Here is a 26012-nt window from a genome sequence, read left to right as displayed (position 1 = left end):
ACCCCTTCTGCCCGAGTCAGGCCGGTGGGCAAGTCCGTGGCGCTCCTTCCTCCTCCATGCCATGCTTGTCTAGACATGTCGGGGTTACGAAACCATGACGTTCGCTTCGCCGCCCCTCCTCCGGCGGGAGAGCGGCACGGCCCTCTGGCGGCAGATTGCCGCGATGCTCGAAAAGGATATCGCCGCCGGGCAGCATCCGCCCGAGGAGCGCCTGCCCAGCGAGGGCAATCTTTCCGTGCGCTTTGGCGTGAACCGCCACACGGTGCGCCGCGCGCTTGAGGAACTGGAGCGACGCGGCCTGATCCGGACGGAGCAGGGCAGGGGCAGCTTCGTGGCGGGGGAGGTGTTGGATTACCCGCTGCATGGGCGAACCCGCTTCTTCGATACGATCCGGGCGCAGCGGCGGGAGCCGGGCGGACGAATCCTCCGCCTGGGTGCCGTGCCCGCGCCGCGCGCTGTGGCGGAGGCCCTGGGCATTGCACATCGCAGCCCAGTCCTGCGCGCTGAGCGGCTGGGCATGGCCGATGGCGCGCCCGTGGTGATCGGCGTGCACCACCTGCCTCTCCCGCGATTCGCCGCAGCCGAAACCGCGTTGCGGGCCATGCCCTCGATCACCGCCGCGCTCGCAGCCTGCGGCGTGGCAGATTACCGGCGCGCCCGCACCCGGATCACGGCCCGCCTCCCCACGGGGGAGGAAGCCCAGCGTCTCCGGCAGCCCCGGACACGCCCCGTACTTGCGAGCGAGGCGTTGAACCTGGATGCGGAGGGCAGGCCGGTGGACTTCACCCTGGCCTGCTATGCGGCAGGGCGGGTGCAGGTTCTTGTGGAGGAGGAGATGCCTGAGGGCTGGCCTGGAACGGCGAAGGGGGACGCACCTTCCGGCGCATCCCCCTTCTGAAGTGGCTCCCCGAGTTGGACTCGAACCAACGACCTAGCGATTAACAGTCGCGTGCTCTACCAGCTGAGCTATCGGGGATCAGCGGCCCACCATCTGGCGGGAGGCGCCCAATATCGCGGTCGCCGATCCCCTGCAAGGGGGGTGGGCGAATATTCCGGCAGGTCCCGGGTGACGCCGCGGGAAGGGGATGCAGGGCCAGTTCGATTGCCGCGCGGAGGCTTCCCGGGGCGTGAGAGCATGGCGAATGCTTCCGGCGTCACCGGGCCACGCGGAGCGAAAGGCGGAATTTTTGGGGAGCCACCACGGACCCTCGCGCATCCTGCCGCGGGCCGGGCTGGAAGCGAGGCAGCACGGGGCCGCGGCGCGAGGAAATTCAGATCACTGGGGAAGGTCTGGAGGCCCGAGCGGGAATCGAACCCACATTCACGGATTTGCAGTCCGTTGCATCACCACTCTGCCATCGGGCCGGCAGAAGGGGAGCGTATCGCGCCCATCGCGCCGCGGGTCAACCCGGATCCGCCACGCCGCTTTTGGCCCCGTCCTTCCATGGGGCGGTCGCCGCGCCTATAAACCGCCCGGTTCAGTGAATGGGGCAGCGGGCGGCATGGACTACGCCGAGGCGCGCAGGCGCATGGTGGACGGGCAGATCAGGCCCAACCGGGTGACGGATCCGCGGATCCTGGAGGCGTTGCGGGATGTCCCGCGCGAGCTTTTCGTGCCGCAGGCGCTCCGCGTGCGCGCCCTGGCGGATGAGGATCTGGCGCTTGGCGGCGGCCGCGTGCTGCTGCAGCCCATGATCATCGCCCGCATGATCCAGCTGGCATTGCCCCGGCCGGGCGAGAGGGTACTCGTGGTCGCGTCCGGCCCGGGCTATGGCGCCGCGATCATGGCCCATGTCGGGGCGCAGGTCGTCGCGGTCGAGGATGAGCCGGGCCTCGCCGCCATGGGTGATGCCGGGATCGCCGCCTCCGGGCTGCCGGCCGGCGGTCTTCGCCGCCAGCACGGCTCTTCCGCCGCCGGCCTGCCCGAAGGCGCGCCCTACGACCTTATCTTCATCGAGGGTGCCGTGCCCGCGGTGCCGCCGGCCCTTTCTGGCCAGCTCTCGGAAGGCGGGCGGCTGGTCGCCATCATGCGGCAGCCGCATGAGGTCGGCTCGGCCGTCCTCGGCCGGCGGGTCGCCGGCGTTTTCAGCACGGCCAAGGCCTTCGACATCCCCGGCACCCAGCTTCCGCTGCTGCCGGACTTCACGCCCAAGCCCGGATTCGCGCTGCGCTGATCCAGGCCCGGCCGCCCGGACGCAACACGGAGGCGGCCCGGCCGCCGGTCCGGACGGGCGGCGTGGCCAGGAACGCACACCGGAAACGCCCCCGGGCAAGGATGTGGAAACAGTTTCCCCATCATCCTGGCCGCCGGACGGTGGAGACGGCTAACATCAACGGCAACAGACCAAAGGCGGCTCCCGCGCCACGGCGCGAGGCCGGCCGATGAGGGATTGCAGCCCATGACCCGCAGCCACGCCCCGCGCCATCGCCGACATCATGGCCCGCGCTCGGGGGGGTTCCTCCGGAACGCCGTTCCCGCCAGCTTCCTCGCACTGGTCCTGGCCACGCCGGCCGGCGCCCAGACGCTTACGGAGGCGCTGGCGCAGACCTATGTGAACAACCCCACCCTGGCCACCGCGCGCGCCCAGCTTCGCGTGGTGGACGAGAACGTGCCGCAGGCGCTGGCCGGCTGGCGCCCGACCGTGACGCTTTCCGGCAGCGCCGGCTATGCCGAGGGCACGCTGCGCTCACGCGCCACCAATGCGCGGGGCGAGCGGGTCGGCGTCACGACCGACCAGGAGCGTGCGATCGGCACCGTCGCGGCCACCGTCACCCAGCCCCTCTACCGCGGCGGCCGGACCACGGCCGCCACCCGCCGCGCCGAGAACCAGGTGCTGGCCCAGCGCGCCCGCCTGCTCGCGACCGAGCAGCAGGTCTTCCAGGACGCGGTCACCGCCTATGTGAACGTGATCCGCTTCCAGGAAGAGGTTCGCCTCAACCTGAACAACGCCCAGGTGCTGCAGCGCCAGCTGGACGCCACCAATGAGCGCTTCCGCGTGGGCGAGATCACCCGCACCGACGTGGCGCAGGCCGAATCGCGCCTGGCCGGTGCCCGCGCATCGCGCGCGGATTCGGAAGGATCGCTCCAGAACGCCCGCGCGGCCTTTCTTCGCGTGATCGGCCTCGCCCCCACCCGCCTGACCGCACCGCAGCCCCTGCGGCCCGCCGCGCGCAGTGGCCAGGACGCGGCCCAGATCGCCGCGTTGAACAACCCGGCCGTCGTCGCGGCCCTGTTCGACGAATCGGCGGGGCGCGACTTCATCGATGTCCAGCTCTCCTCCCTGCTGCCCCAGGCCAGCCTGCAGGCCCAGGCTTTCCGCAACGACAACCAGCAGAGCATCGGCCAGCGCACCATCGGCGAGAGCGTGACCGCCACGCTGACCGTCCCTCTCTACCAGGGCGGCGCCGAGTATTCGGCGGTTCGGCAGGCCCGGCAGGACGCGACGCGGCTTCGCCAGGTGGTGGACGACCAGCGCCGCCAGGCCTCCTCGCAGGCCATCCAGGCCTGGGAGACGCTGCAGAGCGCCCGCGCCACGGTGGACAGCGTGCGATCCCAGATCCGCGCGGCCGAGATCGCGCTGGACGGCGTGCAGCGCGAGGCCGTGGTCGGCAGCCGCACCACGCTCGACGTGCTGAATGCCGAGCAGGAACTGCTGAATGCCCGCGTGTCGCTGGTGCGGGCCCTGGCCAATGTGGTGACGGCCAGCCACTCCCTTGCCCAGGCGGTGGGGCGGCTGACCGCGCGGGACCTCGCCCTGCCCGTGCCGCTCTATGACCAGGAAGCCTATTACCGTGCGGTGCGCGACCGCTGGGCCGGCCTCGGCGATTACTCCGCACCGCAGCCTGTCCGCGACTGATCGTCAGGAATTCCGCATGTCCGGCTCCCACACCCCGCCCGGTCAGGACCCTTCGATGGAGGACATCCTGGCCTCCATCCGCAAGATCCTGAACGAGGAGGAGGCTCCGGGCACGGCGGGCGACTCCAGCTCGGCGGAGCCGCTGGAACTCACCGAGGACATGCTGGTCGCCGCCCCGGCCGAGCCGGAGCCAGAACCGATCACGGCGCCAGCACCTGTGAGTGCTGTGCCGGCCGATCCAGCCGAGCCGGCGCGACCGGAACCTGTCCCACCCGCCGCGGAACGGTCTCCACCGGAAGAAAAGGGCTCGGAGCCGGGCGCTTCGGCGCTGGCGGAGGGCCTGATCGCGCCGGCCACCGCGGCGGCGGCGGCGGCCCTGCTCGGCCAGCTCGCCCGCACGGTCGCGGCCGAGCGCTCCGCCCCCGTGTATCGCGCTGGGCCCTCGATCGAGGATGTGGTGCGGGAGGAGATCCGCCCCTTGCTGAAGGATTGGATGGACGCGCATCTGCCCGCGCTGATGGAGCGGCTGGTGCGGGCCGAGATCGAGCGGGTGGTCAGCCGCTCCGTCGGCTAAGCCCGCCGGGCAGGGCAGGGGGACGCTGATCGGGCCTTGACGGCGGGGCTGCCGCTCCGCCAAGCCTCCGCCATGCTCGACAAGACGCTTTCGCCCGCCGGCTTCGAGCCGCGCCTCTATGAAGGCTGGGAGGGGTCAGGGGCCTTCACGGCCAACCCGGCCTCGAACGCCAAGCCCTTCGCCATCATGATCCCGCCGCCCAATGTCACGGGCAGCCTGCATGTCGGCCATGCGCTGGATGTCACCATCCAGGACACGCTGATCCGCTTCCGCCGGATGCAGGGCCGTGACGCGCTGTGGCAGCCGGGCACGGACCATGCGGGCATTGCCACCCAGATGGTGGTGGAGCGCCTGCTGGCCGCCGAGGGCAAGGGCCGGCGCGAGATGGGCCGGGAAGCCTTCCTTGAACGCGTCTGGCAGTGGAAGGGAGAGAGCGGCGGCACCATTACCCGCCAGCTCCGCCGCATGGGCGCCAGCCTGGACTGGTCCCGCGAGCGCTTCACCATGGATGAGGGCCTGTCCGAGGCGGTGCGCGAGGTCTTCGTGACCCTCCATCGCCAGGGGCTGATGTATCGCGACCGCCGGCTGGTGAACTGGGACGTGAAGTTCCAGACCGCCATCTCCGACCTTGAGGTGGAGAGCAAGGAGGTCAAGGGCAGCCTCTGGCACCTGCGCTACCCCGTGGAGGGGCAGCCCGGCCGCTTCCTTGTCGTCGCGACCACGCGGCCGGAGACGATGCTGGGCGATACGGCCGTGGCCGTGAACCCCGAGGATGAGCGCTTCCGCGACCTGGTCGGGAAGCATGTGATCCTGCCGCTGGTCGGACGCCGGATCCCTGTGGTGGCCGATGCCTATTCCGACCCGGAGAAGGGCTCAGGGGCGGTGAAGATCACCCCGGCGCATGACTTCAACGATTTCGAGGTCGGCCGCCGCCACGACCTGCCCTCGCCCAGCGTGCTGGATGCCGAGGGCCGGGTGATGCTGACCGAGATCGAGGGCGAGGTCCGCGCCGAGCCCGGCGTCGCCGATCCCGGCTTCCTCGGCGGTCTGGCGGGCCAGGAGCGGTTCGAGGCGCGCAAGGCCATCCTGGCCGAGCTGGAGCGGCTGGAGCTGATCGAGAAGACCGAGCCCCATACCCACGCCGTGCCGCATGGCGACCGCTCCGGCGTGCCGATCGAGCCACGCCTGACCTGGCAATGGTATGTGGACGCCGCGACCCTCGCTAGGCCCGCCATCGAAGCGGTGGAGACGGGCAGGACGGTCTTTGTCCCGAAGCAATGGGAGAACACTTTCTTCGCCTGGATGCGCGACATCCAGCCCTGGTGCGTCTCCCGCCAGCTCTGGTGGGGCCACCAGATCCCGGCCTGGTACGGGCCGGACGGACACATCTTTGTCGAGCGCACCGAGGCGGAGGCCGTCGCCGCCGCCCGCGCCCATTATGGCGAGGACCGGGCACTGACCCGCGACCCGGACGTGCTGGATACCTGGTTCTCCTCCGGACTCTGGCCCTTCTCGACGCTCGGCTGGCCGAAGCAGACGCCGGAACTGGCCCGCTACTACCCCGGCGACGTGCTGGTGACGGGCTTCGACATCATCTTCTTCTGGGTCGCCCGGATGATGATGCTGGGCATCCACTTCATGGGCGACGTGCCCTTCAAGGTGGTGAACATCCACGGCCTGGTGCGGGACGAGCGCGGGCAGAAGATGTCCAAGTCCAAGGGCAATGTCATGGACCCGCTGGAGCTGGCGGATGCCTATGGCGCCGACGCCCTGCGCTTCACCCTGGCCTCATTCGCCGGCCCGGGCCGGGACGTCCGGCTCGGCCGCCAGAAGGTGGAGAGCAACCGCGCCTTCGTGACGAAGCTGTGGAACGCCGCCCGGTTCTGCGAGATGAACGGCATCGCGCCGGATCCGGCCTTCAACCCGATGGAGGCCAGGACCCCTCTTGCCCGCTGGATCATCGATGCCGGCAATGCCGCCATCGCGGAGGCCACGGCGGCGCTGGAGGCCTTCCGCCTCGATGATTATGCGGCGGCACTCTACCGCTTCACTTGGGGCAGCTTCTGCGACTGGTTCCTGGAACTGGCGAAGCCCGCCCTGACCGGGCCGGACGGCGCGGAGAAGGACGAGGCCAGGGGCGCGGCCCAGCATGTGCTCGGGTTGATCCTGCGCCTCGCCCATCCGGTGATGCCCTATGTCACGGAGGAGCTGTGGAGCCGCTTCGGCTACGGTCCCGAGGGCAGCCTGATCCGCACGCCCTGGCCGGAGCCGGTGGCCGTGATGGGCGCCGAGGCAGCCCGCGCGGAGCTGAACTGGCTGGTCGGCTTCATCTCCGAGGTGCGAGCGGTGCGCGCCGAGGTGAATGTCCCCCCCTCGACCACCGTGCCCCTGCTGGTCCAGGGCGCCTCCGGCGAGACCATGGCCCGTGCTGAGCGCTGGATTGAGCCGATCCGCCGGATGGCCCGCGCCACGGAGGTTCGTGCGCTGGAAGGGGCGATCCCCGAGGGCGTTGCCCAGGCGGTGGTCGGCGAGGCAACGGTGATGCTGCCGCTCGCCGGGGTCGTCGATCTCGCGGCGGAGCGCGCGCGCCTGGCTAAGGAGCACGCCAAGGTCGAGGCCGAGGCGCGCAAGATCGCCCAGAAGCTCGCCAACCCGGATTTCACCAGCCGTGCGAAGGAGGAAGTGGTGGAGGAAACCCGCGAGCGGCTTTCCGCCGCCGAGGCCGAGGCGGCGCGCCTGGCAGCGGCGCTGTCGCGCATCGCCGCATGAGGTTCTTCGACTTCATCGCCCTGACGCTGCTCGCGACCGTGCCCATCCTGTGGTGCCGGTCGCGCCTGCCGATGCTGAACCGGGAGCCGCCGATCACCGACCGCCAGGCGGTCACGATCGGCGCGCTGATCTCAGCCATTCTCTGCGCGATCTATATCTACCGCTACATCGTCTATCGCTGAGGCGGGCAACCCGCGCCGGGGCCGCCGCGTCTCCCCGGCAGGTTGTGACGAGGCGGCCATGATCATCTTCCTGGACTTCGAGGCCAGCAGCCTCGGCAAGCGTGGCTTTCCCGTCGAAGTCGGCTGGGTCGGGGAGGATGGGCATGAGGAGGAACACCTCATCCGCCCGGCACCGGACTGGGATGAATGGGATGCGGAAGCGGAGCGCATCCATGGCCTGACCCGCCAGAGGCTTGAGCGGGAGGGTAGGCCGCACGATGCCGTGGCCCGGAGGATGGTGGAGGTCCTCACGCCCCATTCCCTCTACGCCTCGGCCCCCTCCTGGGATGGACAATGGCTGAGCCGCCTCCTGCGGGCCGCCGGCCTGCCCCGCCATGCGCTCCGCCTGAAGGACACGGAGGAAGCCCGGCGGGATGCTGCCTTGGCCGCCCTGCTGTCCGAGGGGATAGACCCGGCGCGGCAGTCCGATCTTTTGGATGCCGTGCTGCGCCAGGTGGCCGAGGAGGCGAGGGAGGCCTCGCCCGATCACCGGGCCCTGGCCGATGCGAAGCGCGAGATGGCACTGTGGCGCGGGATGGCTGACCGGGTGCGGAAGGCCTTGGGCGAGGCGCGCTGACAGCCCGACACGGTGCCTCCGCGTAGCTGAATTGCGTGCGGGACGGTTGCGACAGCCGGTTTGTTGCGGGATACAGCCTGGCGAGAGGGAAAATGCCATGCCGGACAACACCTGGGACAAGTCCCGCCTGCCCAGCCGCCATGTGACCGTGGGGCCGGAGCGCGCGCCGCACCGGTCCTACTACTATGCGATGGGCATGACCGAGGAGGAGATCGCCCAGCCGCTGGTAGGCGTCGCCACCTGCTGGAACGAGGCCGCGCCCTGCAACATCGCGCTGAACCGCCAGGCGCAGAGCGTGAAGACCGGGGTGAAGCAGGCGCATGGCTCCCCGCGCGAGTTCACCACCATCACGGTGACCGATGGTATCGCCATGGGCCACCAGGGCATGAAGTCCTCCCTGGCCAGCCGCGACGCGATCGCGGACACGGTGGAACTGACCATGCGCGGCCATTGCTACGACGCGATGGTCGGCCTTGCCGGATGCGACAAGTCGCTGCCCGGCATGATGATGGCGATGCTGCGCCTGAACGTGCCCAGCGTGTTCATGTATGGCGGATCGATCCTGCCCGGCACCTACAAGGGCAAGGACGTGACGGTCGTGGACGTGTTCGAGGCGGTGGGCATGCACGCCGCCGGCCGCATGTCCGACGACGAGCTGCATGAGCTGGAATGCGTGGCCTGCCCGAGCGCGGGCGCCTGCGGCGGCCAGTTCACCGCCAACACCATGGCGACCGTTTCAGAGGCGATCGGCCTCGCGCTTCCGGGCTCCGCCGGCGCCCCCGCCCCCTATGAAGATCGCGACAAGTGGGCGGTCGAGTCGGGCCGCGCGGTCATGGACCTGCTGCGGAACAACATCCGCCCGCGCGACATCGTCACGAAGGAAAGCCTGTACAACGCGGCCCTGATCGTCGGCGCCACGGGCGGCTCGACCAATGCGGGCCTGCACCTGCCTGCCATGGCCCATGAGGCCGGGATCAAGTTCACGCTGCAGGACGTGGCCGAGATCATGCGCAAGGCGCCCTATATCGGCGACCTCAAGCCCGGCGGCCGCTACGTCGCCTTCGACGTGTACAAGATCGGCGGCATCCCCGTGATCGTGAAGGCGCTGCTCGATGCCGGGCTGCTGCATGGCGACTGCATCACGGTCACCGGCAAGACGCTGGCGGAAAACCACCGCGAGGTGATCTTCCCCAAGGACCAGGACGTCATCCGCCCCGTGTCGAACCCGATCAGCGAGACGGGCGGCGTGGTCGGGCTGAAGGGCAACCTGGCCCCGGACGGCGCGATCGTGAAGATCGCGGGCATGAAGGAGCTGCGCTTCGAGGGCACCGCGCTCTGCTTCGACTGCGAGGAGGATGCCTTCGCCGCCGTGGAGAGCCGCGCCTACAAGAAGGGCGACGTGATCGTCATCCGCTATGAGGGGCCGAAGGGCGGCCCCGGCATGCGCGAGATGCTCTCCACCACCGCGGCCCTCTACGGCCAGGGCATGGGCGGAGACGTGGCGCTCATCACCGATGGCCGCTTCTCCGGCGCGACGCGCGGCTTCTGCATCGGCCATGTCGGGCCCGAGGCGGCTGTCGGCGGCCCCATTGCCCTGCTGAAGGACGGCGACCGCATCATCATCGATGCCGGGAAGGGCACGATCGACGCGGACCTTCCGGAGGAGGAGCTGGCCCGCCGTCGGGCCGAGTGGCAGCCGCGGCGGACCGACTACAACTCCGGCGCGCTGTGGAAATACGCCCAGCTCGTCGGCCCGGCCCATCTCGGCGCCGTCACCCATCCCGGTGGCGAGGCCGAGACCCATGTCTACGCCGATATCTGACCCTGGCCATATGAACGCGGCGGGGCAGCCATGACCCGCGTGCGTGATGCGGCGCGGATCGGCACCGTGCCAGTCTGACCGGCATGGACGCCACGCCGCCCCTCGCGCTGACAATGGGCGACCCTGCCGGCATCGGCGGGGAGCTCACCCTAGCCGCCTGGGCGCGGCTGCGGGCCGAGGGGGGGCCGGCTTTCGTCGCGCTCGACGACCCGGCGCGGCTTTCCCAGATCGCGGCGCAACTGGGATGGGACATCCCGATCGCGGCGGTTTCGGGGCCGGAGGAAGCGGGTTCCGTCTTCCGGGACCATCTTCCGGTCATGACCATCCGCTGCCCGGTCCCGCCGGTTCCCGGCTCGCCGGACCCGGCCAACGCGCCCGCCGTGCTCGGTTCGATCGAGCGGGCGGTGGCGCTCGCCCAGGCGGGCAGGGCAGGGGGCGTGGTCACTAACCCGATCAGCAAGGCCACGCTCTACCGCACCGGTTTTGCCTTCCCGGGTCATACGGAGTTCCTGGGCGCGCTGACGGGAGTGCGCGAGCCGCCCGTGATGCTGCTCGCCTCGCCCATGCTGCGGGTGGTGCCGGTCACCATCCATGTCTCGCTCCGGCAGGCGCTCGATACGCTGCGCACCGAGGAGATCATCCGAACCGGGCTCGCCCTGTCCCGTGGTCTGCGGGATGGCTTCGGCATCGCCAGCCCGCGCATCGCGGTGGCCGGGCTGAATCCCCATGCGGGGGAGGAGGGCGCCATGGGCGATGAGGAACCCCGCCTCGTCGTGCCCGCGATCGAGGCCTTGAGGGCGCAGGGCGTGGACGCCTTCGGGCCGCTTCCGCCCGACACCATGTTCACCGCCCGCGCGCGCCCGACCTATGACGCCGCGCTCTGCCTCTATCACGATCAGGCGCTGATCCCGATCAAGACGCTGGACATGGACGGCGGGGTGAACGTCACCCTCGGCCTGCCCATCATCCGCACCTCTCCGGACCATGGCACCGCCTTCGCGATCGCCGGCCAGGGCATCGCCGATCCGGGTAGCCTCGTCGCCGCCATTCGCCTCGCGGCCGACATGGCCGCACGCCGTTCCTCGAAGGCCGCCGCATGACCCCGATCCGACTGGGCGTGAATGTCGATCACGTCGCCACCCTGCGCAACGCGCGCGGCGGCACGCATCCCGATCCGCTGGCCGCCGCGAAGCTGGTGCTGGAGCATGGGGCGGACAGCATCACCATTCATCTGCGCGAGGACCGGCGCCACATCCGGGATGCCGATTGCGAGGCAATGCGGGCCGCGCTGTCGGCCCCGATCAACCTCGAAATGGCCGCGACCGCCGAGATGCAGGCCATCGCGACCCGGCTGCGCCCCCATGCCTGCTGCATCGTTCCCGAGCGGCGCGCGGAGCTGACGACCGAGGGCGGGCTGGACGCGGAGGGCAACCAGGCGGCGCTGGCGCCCGTGATCGCCGCGCTGGTCGGGGCCGGCATCCGCGTTTCCCTCTTCCTCGACCCGGACGCGCGACAGGTGGAGGCGGCGGCGCGGCTCGGCGCGAAGGCCGTGGAACTGCACACCGGCACCTTCTGCGAGGCTTCCGGCCCGGCGCGGGAGGCGGAGTTGGCGCGGCTTAGGGAAGCGGCGCGCCTCGTCGCCTCGCTCGGCATGGAATGCCATGCCGGCCATGGGCTGGACTACGAGACGGCACCGCTCCTCGCCGCTATCCCGGAAGTGGTGGAGCTGAACATCGGCCACTTCCTGATGGGGCAGGCCCTTTTCGAGGGGCTGCCCGCCGCCGTGGCGCGGATGCGCCGCGTGATGGAGGAGGCAAGGCGGACATGACCGATCTGGCTGGGCCGATCGCCGAGGCGGGCTTTGTCCCCCTTTCCGCCGACGAGGTCCGTTCCCGTTTCGACCCGCCAGGGCTGGCGCTTTCGGGCGAGGCCTGGGCCCGCTTCGCCGCGAGCTGGGATGATCTTCGGCCCGACACCTACATGGCCGATGGCGGGCGCTATCGCCTGCGCCGCCACGCCATCTATGGCGCTGCCCCGGGTGCCCCGCTGATGCGGGCCCCGCACGGACCGCATTTCCAGGCCACCCGCTACAACAACCTGAATGGCGGGATCGACCGCTGGTTCGAACCGGTGGCAGCCGAAGTCGGGGAGGGGCCCGCCCTTCAGGCGCTGCTCGCCGGTGCAAGGGGCGTGTTCGACCAGCTCGCCCCCGGCGCCGCCTGGCATGTCGAGGTGCACCAGTTCCGCATCGAGGCCCGGCCCGACGAGGCCGGGAAGCCCACCCCCGAGGGGATGCATTCGGACGGCGTGGACTACGTGATGGTCATGATGATCGGGCGGGAGAATGTCGAGGGCGGCGTGACCGGCATCCAGATCGATGGGCAGGAGAAGGCCAGCTTCACCCTCTCCGCGCCCTGCGACGCCGTGCTGCTGGACGACCGGCGCGTGATGCATGGGGTCACCCCCATCCGGCCGATCGATCCTCACCAGCCCGGCCACCGGGACGTGCTGGTGCTGACCTTCCGCTGGAACTGAGCGTTCATTCCGCCAGGTCGAAAAGGACCGGCGCATGGTCGGAAGGGCTTTCCTCGGACCGGGCGGCGAGATCCACGCTCGCCCCGGTGAGCCGCTCCGCCAGCTCGGCGCTCAGCAGCGCGTGGTCGATCCGCAGCCCGCGGTTCGCCTCGAAGGATGGCCCGTAGTCCCAGTATGTCCAGGGGGCGTCCTTCGGGTGAAGCGCCCGCAGCGCGTCCGTCATCCCGAGATGGGTGATGGCGCGAAAGGCCGCGCGGCTCTCCGGCCGCACCAGCGCATCCGTGCGGGGCAGGGCGCCCGGGGCGAAATCCTCGTCGGTCGGGCAGACATTGAAGTCACCGAGGACCGCGTAGGGCGTGAAGGAGGCCAGGCGCTCCGCCACCCGCGCGCGCAGCCGCTCCATCCAGGAAATCTTGTAGGCGAAGCCTTCCTCGCCGCCCGAATTGCCATTGGGCAGGTAGATGCCGGCGATGTTGATCCCCGCCGTCCGCACCTCGATGAAACGGGCATGGCTGTCGTCCAGCCCGCCGGGCAGGGCCTCGTCCACCACCTCGAAGGGGATCCGGGCGATCACGGCCACGCCGTTCCGCCCGCCCGGCTGCCCGACGGCATGGTAGCTGTACCCGAGCCCGGCCAGTTCCCCGCCGGGGAACTCCTCCGTCTTGCACTTCAGCTCCTGGAGGAAGACGAGATCCGGCACGTGCCTCTCAAGCAGGCGCCGCAGATGCGGTTCGCGCTTGCGAACCGAGTTCACATTAAAGGTGCAGAGGCGCAAGGGCGGATCAGATCGCGAAAGAGGTGCCGCAGCCGCAGCCGGAGGCGGCGATCGGATTCTTCACCGTGAAATGCGCCCCGATCAGCTCATCCGCCCAGTCCAGGGTCGCGCCCCGGAGCAGGTCGAGGGAGACGGGGTCGATGAACACCTTCCCCTCCACCACCAGGTCGTCCGGCTCCGGCGCATCGGCCAGGTCGAACTTGTACTGGAACCCCGAGCAGCCGCCGGCTTCCACGGCCAGGCGCAGCCCGGCATCCGGGCGGCCCTGGGAGGCCGCGATCTCGGACACCTGCGCGAGCGCGGAGGGCGTGACGGAGAAAGGGGCGGGGGCGGGGCTGCCATCCGGCATCGGGGGAACCTCGGCTGTCGTGCGAATCTGAGGTGAACATAGGGGCTGCCCCCCGCATCTCCAACGCGCGCCAGCCTTGCCGCCCGCGCGCACCGGGTGCTACGGCCCCCGCGAGCCATGGATGCCCCCGACCCCCAAGCCGCGCCGGCCGCCAGCCCCGCGCGCAGCCCGCATGACCTGGCGCCCTGGGCCGTGCAGCCCGGGGCGACGCGCGGCCGCCTCTATCCGGAGGATTCCGGGGGCGGGCGCTCGCCTTACCAGCGGGACCGGGACCGGATCATCCACTCCACCGCCTTCCGGCGCCTGCAGTACAAGACCCAGGTCTTCATCTTCCACGAAGGCGACGCCTTCCGGACCCGGCTGACCCATTCGATCGAGGTGGCGCAGATCGCCCGGTCCCTGGCGCGGCAGCTTCATCTGGACGAGGACCTGGCCGAGGCCCTGGCCCTGGCGCATGACCTGGGCCACCCGCCCTTCGGCCATGCCGGGGAGGAGGCGCTGAACGGCGTGATGCGCGCCTGGGGTGGCTATGACCACAATGCCCAGTCCCTGAAGGCCGTGACGCTGCTGGAGCATCGCTATGCCGGCTTCGACGGGCTGAACCTCACCTGGGAGACGCTGGAAGGGCTGGCCAAGCACAATGGCCCGCTGCGCCGCCCGCCGCCCTATATCGCGGAATACTCGGCCCGGCACGATCTGGAGCTGCATTGCCATGCCAGCGCCGAGGCCCAGGCGGCCGCCATCGCGGACGACATCGCCTACAACAACCACGACCTGGATGACGGGCTCCGTGCCGGCCTGTTCACGCTGGATGAGGTCTGCAGCCTGCCCCTGATCGCCATGGCACGGGACCAGGCCATGGCCTCCATCCCCGCCGATGCGCCGCCCGACCGGGTGGCGAGCGAGATCATCCGGCGCGTGATCAACGCGATGATCATGGACGTGGTGGAGGAGTCGCGCCGCCGCATCGCCGCCCTGCGGCCCAGGAGCGTGGAGGACATCCGGAAGGCCTCGCAGCCCGTAATCTTCTTTTCCGACCGGATGCGCGCGCTGAACCAGGAGACGCGCGACTTTCTCTTCGGCCGGATGTACCGCCACTGGCGCGTCAACCGCACCTCGCTGAAGTCGAAGCGCGTGCTGCAGGTGATGTTCTCCCTGCTGCACGGGCAGCCCGACATGCTGCCGCCCATCTGGGCCAAGCGGGCAGGGGAGGCGGGATCGCCCAGCGCTGCCCGCGCCGTCTGCGACTGGCTGGCCGGCATGACCGACAAATTCGCGCTCGAAGAACACCGTCGCCTGACGGACCCCAACATCCCCGGCTGAACACGACATGACCCACGATATTTTCCGCACGATCCGCGATGCGGTCGTGACCGAGCTTCGCGCGCTGCTGCCCGACCTGCCGGAGGAATTGCTCGCCCGCGTGCTGGTGGAGCCGCCGCGCGACCCCAGCCATGGGGATATGGCGACCAATGCCGCGCTGGTGGTCGCCAAGCCCGCGCGCATGCCGCCGCAGAAGGTGGCGCAGGACCTTTCGGCCCGGCTTTCCGCGCGGGAGGGCATCGTCAGCGCGGCGCCGGCCGGCCCAGGCTTCGTGAACCTGCGGCTGGAGGAGTCGCTGCTGCGCGCGCAGCTGCCCATCGTGCTGAAGGCGGGCGAGGCCTATGGCGACGGAACCACCGGGGGCGGCCGCAAGGTGGATGTGGAGTATGTCTCCGCGAACCCGACCGGCCCCATGCATGTGGGCCATTGCCGCGGCGCCGTGGTGGGCGATGCGCTCTCCAACCTGCTCTTCAAGGCGGGCTGGCAGGTCACCAAGGAATACTACATCAACGATGCCGGGGCACAGGTGCAGGCGCTCGCCTGGGCGGCCTATTGGCGATACCTCCAGGCGCTGGGCACGGCGCTGACCGAGGATGAGTTCGCGGCCGGCATCCCCGGCGGGCTGCAATATCGCGGCGAATACCTCATCCCGGTGGGCGAGGCGCTGAAGGCGAAGTTCGGCGACAGCCTGGCCCCGGGGGCGGCCCCGGCCGATGCGGCGCTCTGGCTCGACACCGTGCGCGGGTTCACCGTGGATGCGATGATGGCCGAAATCCGCGAGGATCTCGCCGCGCTGGGCGTGCAGCACGACATCTTCATCAGCGAGGCCGCGCTCGTGCAAAGCGGCGCCGCGGATTGCGCCATCGCCGATCTCGCCGCGCGCGGGCTGGTGTATGAGGGCGTGCTGGAGCCGCCGAAGGGCAAGCTGCCGGATGACTGGGAGCCGCGCGAGCAGACCCTGTTCCGCTCCACCGAGTTCGGCGACGACGTGGACCGCCCGCTGCGCAAGAGCGACGGCACCAACACCTACTTCGCCAATGATATCGGCAACCATGCCGACAAGATCGCGCGCGGCTTCGACGAGCTGGTGCAGGTATGGGGCGCCGATCATGGCGGGTATGTCCCGCGCATGAAGGCGGCGGTGGCGGCACTCTCCTCGGAGAAGCCCGTCGCCTTCGACGTGGTGCTGGCGCAGATCGTGAAGGTGGTGAAGGGCGGCCAGCCCGTGCGCATGTCCAAGCGCGCCGGCACCTACGTCACCCTGCGCGACCTGATCGACGAGGTGGGCCGCGACGCCGTGCGCTTCACCATGCTCACGCGCAAGGCCGATGCGCAGATGGAGTTCGACCTGGACGCGGTTGTCCAGCAGTCGCGCGACAATCCGGTCTTCTATGTCCAGTACGCCCATGCACGCTGCCGCAGCGTTCTGCGCCAGGCCGGCGACCCCGCCGCGGCGGAACTGGCTGCCGCGCCGCTGGAAGCGCTTTCCGATCCCGCGGAAATGGCGCTGATCCGCCGCCTCACGGCCTGGCCGCGCACCGTGGAAGGCGCCGCCCTGGCGCGCGAGCCGCACCGGATCGCGTTCTTTCTCCATGACTTGGCCGCCGATTTTCATCTACTGTGGAACCGGGGGCGCGACGACGCGACGTTGCGTTTCATCCGGGAGGGGGAACCGGAGGCCACCCGCGCGAGGCTTGCCCTCGTCGCGGCCACGGCCATGGTTATCCGCTCGGGCCTGGCGGTCATGGGGGTGACGCCCGTCGAGGAGATGCGGTGAGCGATTTCTCGGTTCCAAGCTATCGGGTCCGCCCGCCCCGGAGGGGTTTGGGGGCGGGCTTCCAGGTGCCCTGGCGCATGATCGCCGTGGCGGGCGCCGTTCTGGGGGCAGCGGCCATCGGCGGCGGCGTGGTCTGGGGCGTGTCACGCGCCGTGAACCAGGGCGTGCCGACGATCGAGGCCGATTCCCGCCCGATCCGCGTGAAGCCGGATGATCCCGGAGGGATGCGCGTCGCCAACCAGGATGAGCGCATTTTCGAAAGCGCGCGCCGCCACGGGGCCGCCCAGCCGAACGGTACGGCCCGGCTGACGCCCGAGGCTGAGAGGCCTGACATCAACGCCCTCCGCCAGGCCGCGGCCCGCGCCCAGCAGGCGCAAGCCCAGGCCCAGCTTCAGGCTTCCGCGGCAGCCGCGCCGGCGCCGCCCGCAACCCCTCCGGCTGCGCAGCCGGACGCCGTGCCGGCCCGGCCCGGCCTGGTGAACCCAAGCCTTGGGACCCAGGGACAGGCCCGTCCTCCGGCTCCCGCCGCGTCGGCGCAGCCGGATGCTCCCCCGCCGGCCAGCCCTGCGGCCACGGCGCAGCCGGCCCAGCCACCCGCCATCACGCCGCCGCCGCTTCCGGCCAATGCTCCCGCGCGGGGCGGCCGCTTCGTCGTCCAGCTCGGCGCCGTCACCTCCGAAGAGGCGGCGCAGGGGGAATGGAACCGTTTGCAGGGCCGCATCCCCGAGCTCGCCGGGCGCCAGCCCGTCATCACCCGGGTTGACCGGGGCGACCTGCCGCCGATGTGGCGGATCCGCACCGGCGGCCTCCCCGACGCACGCGCGGCGCAGGCGCTCTGCACCGCAGCCAAGGCGAAGGGCGCGCCCTGCGCGGTGATCGGCGGATGAGGCCCCGCGCGGCCATCACCGGCCTTTCCGGGCTTTCCCTCACCGGGGAGGAGGCCGCCCTGTTGCGCGCCACCCCGCCGGCCGGGGTGATCCTGTTCCGCCGCAACGTGGACAACCCGGCACAGCTCTCGAACCTTACCTCTGACATCCGGGAGATCCTGGGGCAGGACGCACCGGTTCTGGTGGACCAGGAGGGCGGCCGCGTCGCTCGGCTGCGCCCGCCCTACTGGCCCTCCTTCCCCCCGCCGGCGCGGTTCGAAGGCGAGCCGGCGGCCCGGGCAGGTGCGAATGCTGCGCTGCTCGGCGCGCATTGCGCCGCCATGGGGCTCGACGTGGTCTGCGCCCCCTGCCTGGACCTGCGCGTGCCCGGCGCCCATGAAGTGATCGGGGACCGTGCCTTCTCCACGGATCCGGCCGAAGTGGCGCGGCTTGGCGAGGCCTGGATCGAGGGGCTGATGGCGGCGGGCTGCGTGCCTGTCATCAAGCACATCCCCGGCCATGGCCGCGCGAATGCCGACAGCCATATCGATCTGCCACGCGTGGAGGCCGACCGGGCGACGCTCGCGGCCGATATCGCGCCTTTCCGCGAGGTCTGCGCCCGGGATGCCGGGCGGCATCTCTGGGCCATGACGGCGCATGTGACCTATACCGCTATCGATCCGGACCGCCCCGCCACCCTTTCCCCGAGCCTGATCGGGGAGATCATCCGGGGAGAGATCGGGTTTGACGGCGTGCTGGTATCCGACGATCTGGTGATGGGAGCTCTGAACGGATTCGGCGCTCGCCTCGCGGAAGCCTCGCTCGCTGCGGGCTGCGACCTCGTCCTCCACTGCAACGGCGTGCTGGAGGAAACGGCGGCCCTGCTGCGGGACTGCCCGGTCCTGACCGAGGCCGCGCAGGCGCGGACGGCCGCCGCCCGGCAGGCCGCGCTGGCGGCCCGCCCGCCCGCCCGCGCCGCGGCAGCCACCACGCCCAGCCCCGCCCTGCCGCACGCGCTGACTGACGCCTGACGCGCATGGACTGGCTTCCCGACTTCGCGGCGGCGGCGCTCGCCGCCATTCTCGCGATCACCCTGCACGAGGCGGCGCATGGCTATGCCGCCCGTGCCCTGGGCGACGACACGGCCGCCCGCATGGGGCGCCTCTCCCTCAACCCGCTTCGCCATGTGGATCCTGTGGGAACCCTGCTGGTTCCGGGGCTCCTGCTGATCTCGCAGCTTCTCGTCTCCGGGCGGGTGGACGTGATGTTCGGCTGGGCGAAGCCGGTGCCCGTGAACATCATGGCGCTGCGGAACCCGCGCTTCGGCATGGTGCTCGTGGCCGCGGCCGGCCCGGCGATCAATGTCGCCCTGGCCGTTGCCGCCGCCATCCTGCTGCACCCGCTCCAGGGGCCAGGCGGGGACAACTTCCTCGACTGGATCGAGGGATTCCTGATCCTCTCGCTGATCGGCAACCTCGTCCTGGCGGCCTTCAACCTCCTGCCCATTCCGCCCCTGGACGGGGGGCGCATCCTCGGCGGGCTGCTTCCTCCGGTCATCGGCATTCCCTTCCTGCGGCTGGAGCGGGCCGGGCTGTTCATCGTGCTGGGCGTGCTCTTCCTGGTGCCGATGGCCGTGCCCGGCTTCGACCCGCTGCGATCCCTGGTGAGCGCGGTGGTGCTGCCCGGGGCGCGCTTCATCCTGGCCGTGACGGGGCATGGCGGATGAGCACGGCCGAGCCCTCCCTGGTCGTCACGCTGGAGGGGTTCGAGGGGCCGCTGGACCTGCTCCTCGACCTCGCCCGGGCGCAGAAGGTGGATATCGCCCGGATCTCCATCCTTTCCCTGGTGGACCAGTACCTGGCTGTGATCGAGGGCGCGCGGCGCGTGCGGCTGGAGATCGCGGCGGACTGGCTGGTGATGGCCGCATGGCTCGCCTGGCTGAAGTCACGCCTGCTCCTGCCGGAGGACCTGGAGGCCGAGCAGGACGCGGAGGCCCTGGCCGAGGCCCTCGCGGACCGGCTGCGGGAACTGGAGCGGATGCGGGAGGCCGCCGCCTGGCTCGGGCAGCGGCCCTTCCTCGGGCGGGACATGCTCGCGCGCGGTGCGCCGGAGAACCTGGTACTGGAGGACCGCTCCGCCCTGGCGGCGGACCTTCCCGGCCTGCTCCGCGCCTATGCCGACGTGCTCCGGCGGGCCGCGGCGCGCCGGCCCTATCGCCCGAAGCCGCGGAAGATCTGGACCGTGCAGGACGCGCTGGCCCGGCTGCGCCGCCTCGTCGGGCACAGCCCCGGTTGGGCGGAGCTTTCGGGTTTCCTGCCGGAAGCCGAGATGGACCTCACCGAGCGTCGCGCGGCCCTGGCCAGCACCCTCGTCGCCGGGCTCGAAATGGCCAAGACCGGCCTGGCTGAGCTCCGCCAGGACGCGCCTTTCGCCCCCATCCTGCTGCGCCCCCAGCCCGGCGCCGCGCAGACCTCGACCCCGGTTGAGGAGAGCCAGAGCGCCGATGCAGCCTGAGCCCGAAGAGCAACCTGCCGCCGCCGAGGCCCGGGACGAAACCGGCACGCCTGGCCTGCCCGGCGATGCGGCTCCGGCCGCGCCGGAAGTGCCTTCCTCCGAAGGCGCCGCCCTCTCCGGGGAGACCCCGCCGGACCCCCGCGACGCGGAAACGGAGGAAGGCGACTCGGCCGGCCCCGCCGAGCGCGGAGAGGCGGAGGCGGAACTTCCGCCTTCACGCGAAGCCATCCGCATCGCCGAAGCCCTGGTCTTCGCCTCGGCCACGCCGGTCACCGCCGCCCGCCTCGCGCCGCTGCTGCCCCAGGGCATCAGCGCCACCGCCGTGCTCGCCGCACTGGGCGCCGAATATGCGGGACGGGGCGTCACCCTGTCGCATGTCGCCGGGGGATACGCGTTCCGCACGGCGGAGGACCTTGCCCCAGCCCTGACCAGGGTGGTCGAGATGCCACGCCGGCTGCCGCGCGTCGCGATGGAGGCACTGGCGATCATCGCCTGGCACCAGCCGGTGACCAGGGCCGAGATCGAGGAGATTCGCGGCACGGCCCTGTCCCAGACCACGCTTGAGCTGCTGCTGGAGAATGGGCTGGTGGCCCCGCGCGGCAAGAAAGAGGCTCCGGGGCGCCCGACCCTCTGGGCCACCACCCCCCGCTTCCTGGAACAGTTCGGCCTGGCATCGCTGCGCGACCTGCCCAAGCGTGAGGAATTGTTGCCGGAACCCGGCCTGCCCCTGCCCGAACAGCCGGCGCCGCCTGGTTAACCTCCTGCAAGACGCCGCCGCGCGGCTTCCATCCGGCGCTTCATGCGCCCATCTTAAAGGCCCGCCCCATTTGTGGTGCGGGCGAGTTCTGCTAACGGAGACGACCCCGCAAGGGACCGGCCGCATCCCATCCAGGGGGCCGGCAACCCGTCCCGGGTGATCGGAGAGACATGTTCGACCTCGCCTGGACCGAGATCGCGCTGATCGCCGTGGTGGCGGTGGTGGTGATCGGCCCGAAGGACCTTCCGGACGCCGTACGCGGCGTCGCCCGCGGCATCCAGAAGCTGCGCCGCATGGCCGGCGAGTTCCAGGGACACCTGGACGAGGTGGTGCGCGAGGCGAAGCTGGAGGACGTGCGCGACCAGATCCGCGACATCCGCAGCTTCGACCTGAAATCCACCATCGAGAAGGCAGTGGACGAGGACGGCTCGATCACCCGCACCTTCCGCGACGATCCCTTCCGCGCCCCGCCGCCGCCGACATCCGACGCTGCCCCGGCCGCCGGGACGGAAGCCGCGCTGCCTGACTCGCCGCCCCCGATGGATGCGACCACCCCCGGCGCCGAGGTGACGGCCAGCGCCGGCGCGCCGGATCCCGCCCCCACGGCCCCGGAAGCCTTCGGCCCCGGCGCCGGGCCAGAGACTGTGGCCAGCGGCCCTGACCCCGTCGCGAATCCCTCGCCCCCTGCTGGCGTGGACACCCCTGCGGAGTCGCCCACGCGCCCCGCGACCCACACCGCCTGACATAAAGAGCCGCAAGCCCCGTGCCTCGCGACCCGGACGATATCATCGACGACAAGCCCATGCCGTTGATCGAGCACCTGCTGGAGCTGCGCACGCGGCTCCTGTGGTCGATCGGCGCCTTCGGGATCGCCTTCGCGCTCTGCTACTACTTCTCCACTTCGATCTACGGCTTCCTGGCGCGCCCCCTGGCGGAGATCCTGGTCGAACAAGGTGGCGGCGAGCGGCGGATGATCTTCACCGCGCTCTACGAGGCCTTCTTCACCTATCTGAAGGTCGCCCTGTTCGGCGCCATCTTCTTCAGCTTCCCGATGTGGGCGACGCAGCTCTGGCTGTTCATCGCCCCCGGTCTCTACAAATCCGAGAAGAAGGTCATCACCCCCTTCCTCGTCGCCTCGCCCGTGCTCTTCGTGCTCGGCGCGGCCCTGGCCTACTACTTCATCTTCCCGCTGGCCTGGCGCTTCTTCATCTCCTTCGAAACGCCGACCGGCGCCGGCGGGCTGCCCGTGCAGCTCGAGGCGAAGGTGTCCGAATATCTCTCCCTGGTCATGCACATGATCCTTGCCTTCGGCGTCGCCTTCCAGCTGCCGGTGGCGCTGACCCTGATGGCGCGGGTGGGGATCGTCAGCGTGGATCAGCTGAAGCGCGGCCGGCGCTATGCCATCGTCGGCATGTTCGTCGTGGCCGCGGTCATCACGCCGCCGGACATCATCAGCCAGGTGGGCCTCGCCCTGCCGCTGATCATTCTCTACGAGCTCTCCATCCTGGCAGCGACCTGGATGGCACCGAAGCCCAAGCCCCCGACCACCTGAGGCGCATCCGATGCATGATATCCGGGCCGTTCGCGCCGATCCGGCCGCGTTCGACGCGGCGCTTGCCCGCCGCGGCCTGCCGCCCGTCTCCGCCGAGCTGCTGACCCTCGATTCCTCCCGCCGCGCGGCCCAGACCACGGCGCAGGAAGCCCAGGCACGCCGGAACGCGCTGGCCAAGGAGATCGGCCAGGGCAAGAGAAACGGCGCGGACACCACGGCGCTGGAGGCCGAGGCGACCGGGCTGCGCGCCCGGATGGAAGGGCTGGATGCCGAGGCGAAGGCGGCCGAGGAAGCGCAGACCCGGATTCTCGAGGCTCTGCCGAACCTGCTGGACCCGGATGTGCCGGAAGGCGCGGACGAGAGCGGCAATGTCGTGCTCCACCAGCACGGCGAGATACCGAGCGTCGCCTTCACCCCGAAGCAGCATTTCGAGTTGGGCGAGGCGCTCGGGGGCATGGACTTCGCCACCGCCGCCAAGCTCGCCGGCAGCCGCTTCACGGTGCTCCGGGGCCATCTGGCCCGGCTGGAGCGGGCAATCGGCCAGTACATGCTCAACCTGCATGTGGACGAGCACGGCTACACGGAAACAGTGGTGCCTCTGCTGGTGAACGACGCCACGATGTACGGCACGGGGCAGCTTCCGAAATTCGCCGAGGACCTGTTCCGCACCACCGATGACCGCTGGCTGATCCCCACGGCGGAGGTGCCCCTCACCAACACGGTTCGGGACGAGATCCTGCCGGAGGCGGCCCTCCCGCTCCGCCTCGCCGCGCTCTCCCCCTGCTTCCGCTCCGAGGCAGGCTCGGCCGGACGGGACACGCGGGGCATGATCCGCCAGCACCAGTTCACCAAGGTGGAGATGGTTTCCATCACCGCCCCCGAGCAATCCGCCGAGGAGCATGAGCGGATGACCCGCTGCGCCGAGCGGGTGCTGACCGAACTTGGCCTGACCTGGCGTCGCATCCTGCTCTGCTCCGGCGATACCGGCTTCGGCGCGGCCAAGACCTATGACCTCGAGGTCTGGCTGCCCGGCCAGGGCGCCTGGCGGGAAATCTCCTCCTGCTCCAATTGCCGGGACTTCCAGGCCCGCCGGATGAATGCGCGGTTCAAGCCGAAGGAGGGGAAGGGGAACCAGTTCCTCCACACCCTCAACGGCTCCGGCGTGGCCGTCGGCCGCGCCCTGATCGCGGTGATGGAGACGCACCAGCAGGCGGATGGATCCATCGCCATTCCGGCCGTGCTGCGCCCCTTCATGGGCGGGCTTGAGGCTATCCCCGCGGCGTGACGCAGTGATGATGGCAGGGGGCATTGCGCCGAAGGCGCGGCCCCCATAGGTTCGGCCCGTCTCGCGGGGTGTGGCGCAGCCTGGTAGCGCGCCTGTTTTGGGTACAGGAGGCCGTGGGTTCGAATCCCGCCGCCCCGATTCTAACGAGACCAGACCACCGGAGTGCCGCGCATGAGCATCGCCCGCATCTATTCGCCGCCGAAGAGCGCCATGCAGTCCGGGCTGGCCCGTACGGAAGGCTGGGTTCTGGAATACGCCCAGGGCGAGCCGAAGCGGATCGACCCGCTGACGGGCTGGTACGGCTCGGGTGACATGAATCGCCAGGTGCGGCTCCATTTCGAGACGCGGGAGGCGGCCGAGGCCTATGCCAAGGCCGAGGGCATCGCGTATGAGGTCGAGCCCCGGCGGCAGCGCCCCGCGATCCGCCCAAAGGCCTATGCCGACAATTTCCGCACGGACCGCCTGGACAACTGGACCCACTGAAGTCGGGCGATCCCGGGCACCCTTAGCTCAACTGGATAGAGCAACCGGCTTCTACCCGGTTGGTTGGGGGTTCAAGTCCCTCAGGGTGCGCCATCCTCCAGCCGCCGCGGTGCGGGCTCAGCCTGCCTCGCGGAGCACGCGAAGAACATCCAGCCCGTAGCGGTCCAGCTTGGACGCGCCGACTCCATGCACATCGGCGAGGTCGTCGATCGTGCGGGGCCGCTGCGCCGCGATATCGGCGAGGGTGCGGTCGGGGAAGATGACATAGGCCGGCACGGATTGCCGGGTCGCCTCGTCCTTGCGCCAGCTCCGGAGCGCTTCGAAGACGCCCGCCTCGGGCGACATGTCCGTGAAACCCGCCGCCCGCACCGAGGCCGCGCGGCCCTGGCGCGGGCGTCGCGCCGCCCGGGCCGCCTCGCGCAGCGCGGCCTCCTGCAGCATCACGGGTTGCTCACCCCGCAGGATGGGGCGGGCGGCCTCGGTCGCCTGGTAGATCGGGAGGCTGGTGTCGCTGGCCATCTCGAGTGCGCCGCGCGCCAGGAGATGCCGGGCGATGTTCCGCCAGGCACCCTCCACCACGTCACGCCCGATGCCGAAGACCGACAGCTTGTCATGCCCGAAGGAGGAGACCTTCTCCGTCTCCTTGCCCCGCAGCACGTCCACCACATGGCCCAGCCCGAAGCGTCCACCGGTGCGATGCACGGCGGATAAGAGCTTGCGGGCGGCCTCGGTCGCGTCCACCAGCCGGGGCGGGTTGAGGCAGGCGTCGCAATTCCCGCAATCCCCGGGCAGGTCGTCCCCGAAGCAGCGCAGCAGCAGGCGGCGCCGGCAGGTCGCGCTCTCCACGATCGCGACAAGACGGTCGAGGCGCTCATGGTCGAGCCGCTTCTGGTTCTCGGCGGCCGGACTCTCGGCGATGCGGCGGCGGGCAACGGCGATGTCCTCGGCGCCGTAGAGGAGCAATGCGCGGGCCGCGGTGCCGTCGCGCCCGGCGCGGCCGATCTCCTGGTACCAGGCCTCCGGCCCGCCGGGCAGGGCGAGATGGGCCACCCAGCGCACATCCGGGCGGTCGATTCCCATGCCGAAGGCGATGGTGGCGGCCATCACCACGGGGTCGCCGGAGGAGAAGCGGCGCTCGGCGGCGCGGCGGTCCGCCGCATCCATGCCGGCATGGTAGTGGAGGGCGTCGTAGCCTTCCTTGCGCAGCCGGGCGGCAGTGCGCTCGGTTTCCGCACGGCTGGGGCAGTAGATGATGCCGGCGCCGCGCCCGTCATCGGCCTCCTCCATGAAGGCGGCGAGCTGGGCGATGGCGCTGTCCCGCGCCGCGACCTCGATCCGGATGTTGGGGCGGTCGAAGCTGCCGCGGAACACCGGCGCATCCGTGAGGGAGAGGCGCTCGCGGATGTCGTCCACCGTACGCGCATCGGCTGTGGCCGTGAGGGCCACGCGCGGCACATCGGGGAAGCGCTCCGCCAGCATGGTGAGCATGCGGTATTCCGGCCGGAAGTTGTGGCCCCAGGCCGAGATGCAATGCGCCTCGTCCACCGCGAAGAGCGCGATGTCGCGCCGCGCTAAGCGTTCCGCGGTGCCTTCAAGCGCCAGGCGCTCGGGCGAGACATAGAGGAGCTTCAGCTTGCCGTTCGCCAGGTCGAGCGAGATCCGGCGGCGCTCCTCCTCGTCCAGGCCGGAATGCAGCGCGGCGGCTGCCACGCCCTGCTGGCGCAGCGCGGCGACCTGGTCCTCCATCAGCGCGATCAACGGGGAGACGACCACGCCCAGCCCCGGGCGGCACAGCGCCGGCACCTGATAGCAGAGGGACTTCCCGCCGCCGGTAGGCATCAGGACGAGGCCGGAACCACCCCCCGTCACATGCTCCACGATCTCGGCCTGGCGGCCGCGGAAATCGGTGAAGCCGAAGACGTCGTGCAGGACGGCGCGCGGATCGGTGCTGCCGCTCATCGGGGGAGCGGCCAGGG

At 70.7% G+C, this 26012-nt stretch carries 25 protein-coding genes and 4 tRNA genes; 24 read left to right on the top strand and 5 right to left on the bottom strand.

Annotation, left to right across the window (positions count from 1 at the left end):
• The first annotated feature begins 94 nt into the window (after positions 1-94).
• Positions 95-898, top strand: coding sequence for a phosphonate metabolism transcriptional regulator PhnF (gene phnF, locus J8J14_RS04295; RefSeq protein WP_209378216.1), 804 nt, complete (start codon positions 95-97; stop codon positions 896-898).
• Positions 899-900: 2 nt separating this feature from the next.
• On the opposite strand, the gene J8J14_RS04290 is transcribed toward phnF, so the two are convergent.
• Both J8J14_RS04290 and J8J14_RS04285 read right to left on the bottom strand, forming a co-directional pair.
• Positions 901-976 (bottom strand) — tRNA-Asn (locus J8J14_RS04290).
• Between the two features lie 315 nt (positions 977-1291).
• Positions 1292-1365 (bottom strand) — tRNA-Cys (locus tag J8J14_RS04285).
• A 137-nt stretch (positions 1366-1502) separates the two neighbouring features.
• On the opposite strand from J8J14_RS04285, the gene J8J14_RS04280 reads away from it, so the two are divergent.
• From J8J14_RS04280 to J8J14_RS04235, 10 genes are all read left to right on the top strand, one after another.
• A complete protein-coding gene (locus J8J14_RS04280; protein ID WP_209378215.1) occupies positions 1503-2174 on the top strand; it encodes a protein-L-isoaspartate O-methyltransferase family protein in 672 nt (223 codons plus the stop codon).
• A 225-nt stretch (positions 2175-2399) separates the two neighbouring features.
• Positions 2400-3857, top strand: a complete 1458-nt coding sequence (locus tag J8J14_RS04275) for a TolC family outer membrane protein (RefSeq protein WP_209378214.1) — start codon at positions 2400-2402, stop codon at positions 3855-3857.
• Between the two features lie 16 nt (positions 3858-3873).
• Entirely contained in the window at positions 3874-4431 is a 558-nt protein-coding gene (locus tag J8J14_RS04270; protein ID WP_245215363.1) for a DUF2497 domain-containing protein, read from the top strand.
• Between the two features lie 72 nt (positions 4432-4503).
• Positions 4504-7200 (top strand): valine--tRNA ligase, encoded by a 2697-nt coding sequence (locus J8J14_RS04265; RefSeq protein ID WP_209378332.1) that lies wholly within the window; start codon positions 4504-4506, stop codon positions 7198-7200.
• On the top strand, positions 7197-7382 hold the full coding sequence (locus J8J14_RS04260) for a hypothetical protein (RefSeq protein ID WP_209378213.1): 186 nt from the start codon (positions 7197-7199) through the stop codon (positions 7380-7382). Before J8J14_RS04265 ends, J8J14_RS04260 begins: the two co-directional genes overlap by 4 nt.
• Positions 7383-7440: 58 nt before the next feature.
• A complete protein-coding gene (locus J8J14_RS04255; protein ID WP_209378212.1) occupies positions 7441-7998 on the top strand; it encodes a 3'-5' exonuclease in 558 nt (185 codons plus the stop codon).
• A gap of 97 nt (positions 7999-8095) precedes the next feature.
• Positions 8096-9820 (top strand): dihydroxy-acid dehydratase, encoded by a 1725-nt coding sequence (ilvD, locus tag J8J14_RS04250; RefSeq protein ID WP_209378211.1) that lies wholly within the window; start codon positions 8096-8098, stop codon positions 9818-9820.
• Between the two features lie 83 nt (positions 9821-9903).
• Entirely contained in the window at positions 9904-10920 is a 1017-nt protein-coding gene (gene pdxA, locus J8J14_RS04245) for a 4-hydroxythreonine-4-phosphate dehydrogenase PdxA (RefSeq protein WP_209378210.1), read from the top strand.
• On the top strand, positions 10917-11648 hold the full coding sequence (locus J8J14_RS04240; RefSeq protein WP_209378209.1) for a pyridoxine 5'-phosphate synthase: 732 nt from the start codon (positions 10917-10919) through the stop codon (positions 11646-11648). The genes pdxA and J8J14_RS04240 overlap by 4 nt, the downstream gene beginning before the upstream one ends.
• The gene (locus tag J8J14_RS04235; RefSeq protein WP_209378208.1) at positions 11645-12355 is read left to right on the top strand and encodes a 2OG-Fe dioxygenase family protein; all 711 of its coding nucleotides are present in this window, start codon (positions 11645-11647) and stop codon (positions 12353-12355) included. The genes J8J14_RS04240 and J8J14_RS04235 overlap by 4 nt, the downstream gene beginning before the upstream one ends.
• 4 nt (positions 12356-12359) lie before the next feature.
• Here the strand turns inward: J8J14_RS04235 and J8J14_RS04230 are convergent, their stop codons facing one another.
• A complete protein-coding gene (locus tag J8J14_RS04230; protein WP_209378207.1) occupies positions 12360-13130 on the bottom strand; it encodes an exodeoxyribonuclease III in 771 nt (256 codons plus the stop codon).
• 7 nt (positions 13131-13137) lie between these two features.
• Positions 13138-13479: a HesB/IscA family protein gene (locus tag J8J14_RS04225; RefSeq protein ID WP_209378206.1), complete on the bottom strand. Its 342-nt coding sequence runs from the start codon at positions 13477-13479 to the stop codon at positions 13138-13140.
• Positions 13480-13596: 117 nt separating this feature from the next.
• On the opposite strand from J8J14_RS04225, the gene J8J14_RS04220 reads away from it, so the two are divergent.
• The 13 genes from J8J14_RS04220 (at position 13597) to J8J14_RS04160 (ending at position 24129) form a co-directional block, all read left to right on the top strand.
• On the top strand, positions 13597-14802 hold the full coding sequence (locus J8J14_RS04220; protein ID WP_209378205.1) for a deoxyguanosinetriphosphate triphosphohydrolase: 1206 nt from the start codon (positions 13597-13599) through the stop codon (positions 14800-14802).
• Between the two features lie 7 nt (positions 14803-14809).
• Complete coding sequence (gene argS, locus J8J14_RS04215) at positions 14810-16579, top strand: arginine--tRNA ligase (protein ID WP_209378204.1); 1770 nt, start codon at positions 14810-14812, stop codon at positions 16577-16579.
• Positions 16576-17466, top strand: coding sequence for an SPOR domain-containing protein (locus J8J14_RS04210; RefSeq protein ID WP_209378203.1), 891 nt, complete (start codon positions 16576-16578; stop codon positions 17464-17466). The genes argS and J8J14_RS04210 overlap by 4 nt, the downstream gene beginning before the upstream one ends.
• Entirely contained in the window at positions 17463-18476 is a 1014-nt protein-coding gene (nagZ, locus tag J8J14_RS04205; protein WP_209378202.1) for a beta-N-acetylhexosaminidase, read from the top strand. Before J8J14_RS04210 ends, nagZ begins: the two co-directional genes overlap by 4 nt.
• A 5-nt stretch (positions 18477-18481) precedes the next feature.
• Complete coding sequence (locus J8J14_RS04200) at positions 18482-19171, top strand: site-2 protease family protein (RefSeq protein WP_209378201.1); 690 nt, start codon at positions 18482-18484, stop codon at positions 19169-19171.
• The gene (locus J8J14_RS04195) at positions 19168-19959 is read left to right on the top strand and encodes a segregation and condensation protein A (protein ID WP_209378200.1); all 792 of its coding nucleotides are present in this window, start codon (positions 19168-19170) and stop codon (positions 19957-19959) included. The genes J8J14_RS04200 and J8J14_RS04195 overlap by 4 nt, the downstream gene beginning before the upstream one ends.
• Positions 19949-20716: an SMC-Scp complex subunit ScpB gene (gene scpB / locus J8J14_RS04190; RefSeq protein ID WP_209378199.1), complete on the top strand. Its 768-nt coding sequence runs from the start codon at positions 19949-19951 to the stop codon at positions 20714-20716. The genes J8J14_RS04195 and scpB overlap by 11 nt, the downstream gene beginning before the upstream one ends.
• A 170-nt stretch (positions 20717-20886) precedes the next feature.
• Entirely contained in the window at positions 20887-21459 is a 573-nt protein-coding gene (gene tatB, locus J8J14_RS04185) for a Sec-independent protein translocase protein TatB (protein WP_209378198.1), read from the top strand.
• 20 nt (positions 21460-21479) lie between these two features.
• On the top strand, positions 21480-22268 hold the full coding sequence (gene tatC / locus J8J14_RS04180) for a twin-arginine translocase subunit TatC (RefSeq protein ID WP_209378197.1): 789 nt from the start codon (positions 21480-21482) through the stop codon (positions 22266-22268).
• A gap of 10 nt (positions 22269-22278) precedes the next feature.
• Positions 22279-23553 (top strand): serine--tRNA ligase, encoded by a 1275-nt coding sequence (serS, locus tag J8J14_RS04175; RefSeq protein ID WP_209378196.1) that lies wholly within the window; start codon positions 22279-22281, stop codon positions 23551-23553.
• 64 nt (positions 23554-23617) lie between these two features.
• Positions 23618-23691: transfer RNA gene (locus J8J14_RS04170), tRNA-Pro, on the top strand.
• Between the two features lie 33 nt (positions 23692-23724).
• On the top strand, positions 23725-24036 hold the full coding sequence (locus J8J14_RS04165) for an NADH dehydrogenase ubiquinone Fe-S protein 4 (RefSeq protein ID WP_209378195.1): 312 nt from the start codon (positions 23725-23727) through the stop codon (positions 24034-24036).
• Between the two features lie 16 nt (positions 24037-24052).
• Positions 24053-24129: transfer RNA gene (locus tag J8J14_RS04160), tRNA-Arg, on the top strand.
• Between the two features lie 24 nt (positions 24130-24153).
• Here the strand turns inward: J8J14_RS04160 and recQ are convergent.
• A complete protein-coding gene (gene recQ, locus J8J14_RS04155; RefSeq protein ID WP_209378194.1) occupies positions 24154-25995 on the bottom strand; it encodes a DNA helicase RecQ in 1842 nt (613 codons plus the stop codon).
• Between the last annotated feature and the right edge of the window lie 17 nt (positions 25996-26012).

The organism is Pararoseomonas baculiformis, from assembly GCF_017813395.1.
In the GTDB taxonomy this organism is placed as follows: Bacteria; Pseudomonadota; Alphaproteobacteria; order Acetobacterales; family Acetobacteraceae; genus Roseomonas; species Roseomonas baculiformis.
This window is presented reverse-complemented; position numbering and strand designations above follow the sequence as displayed.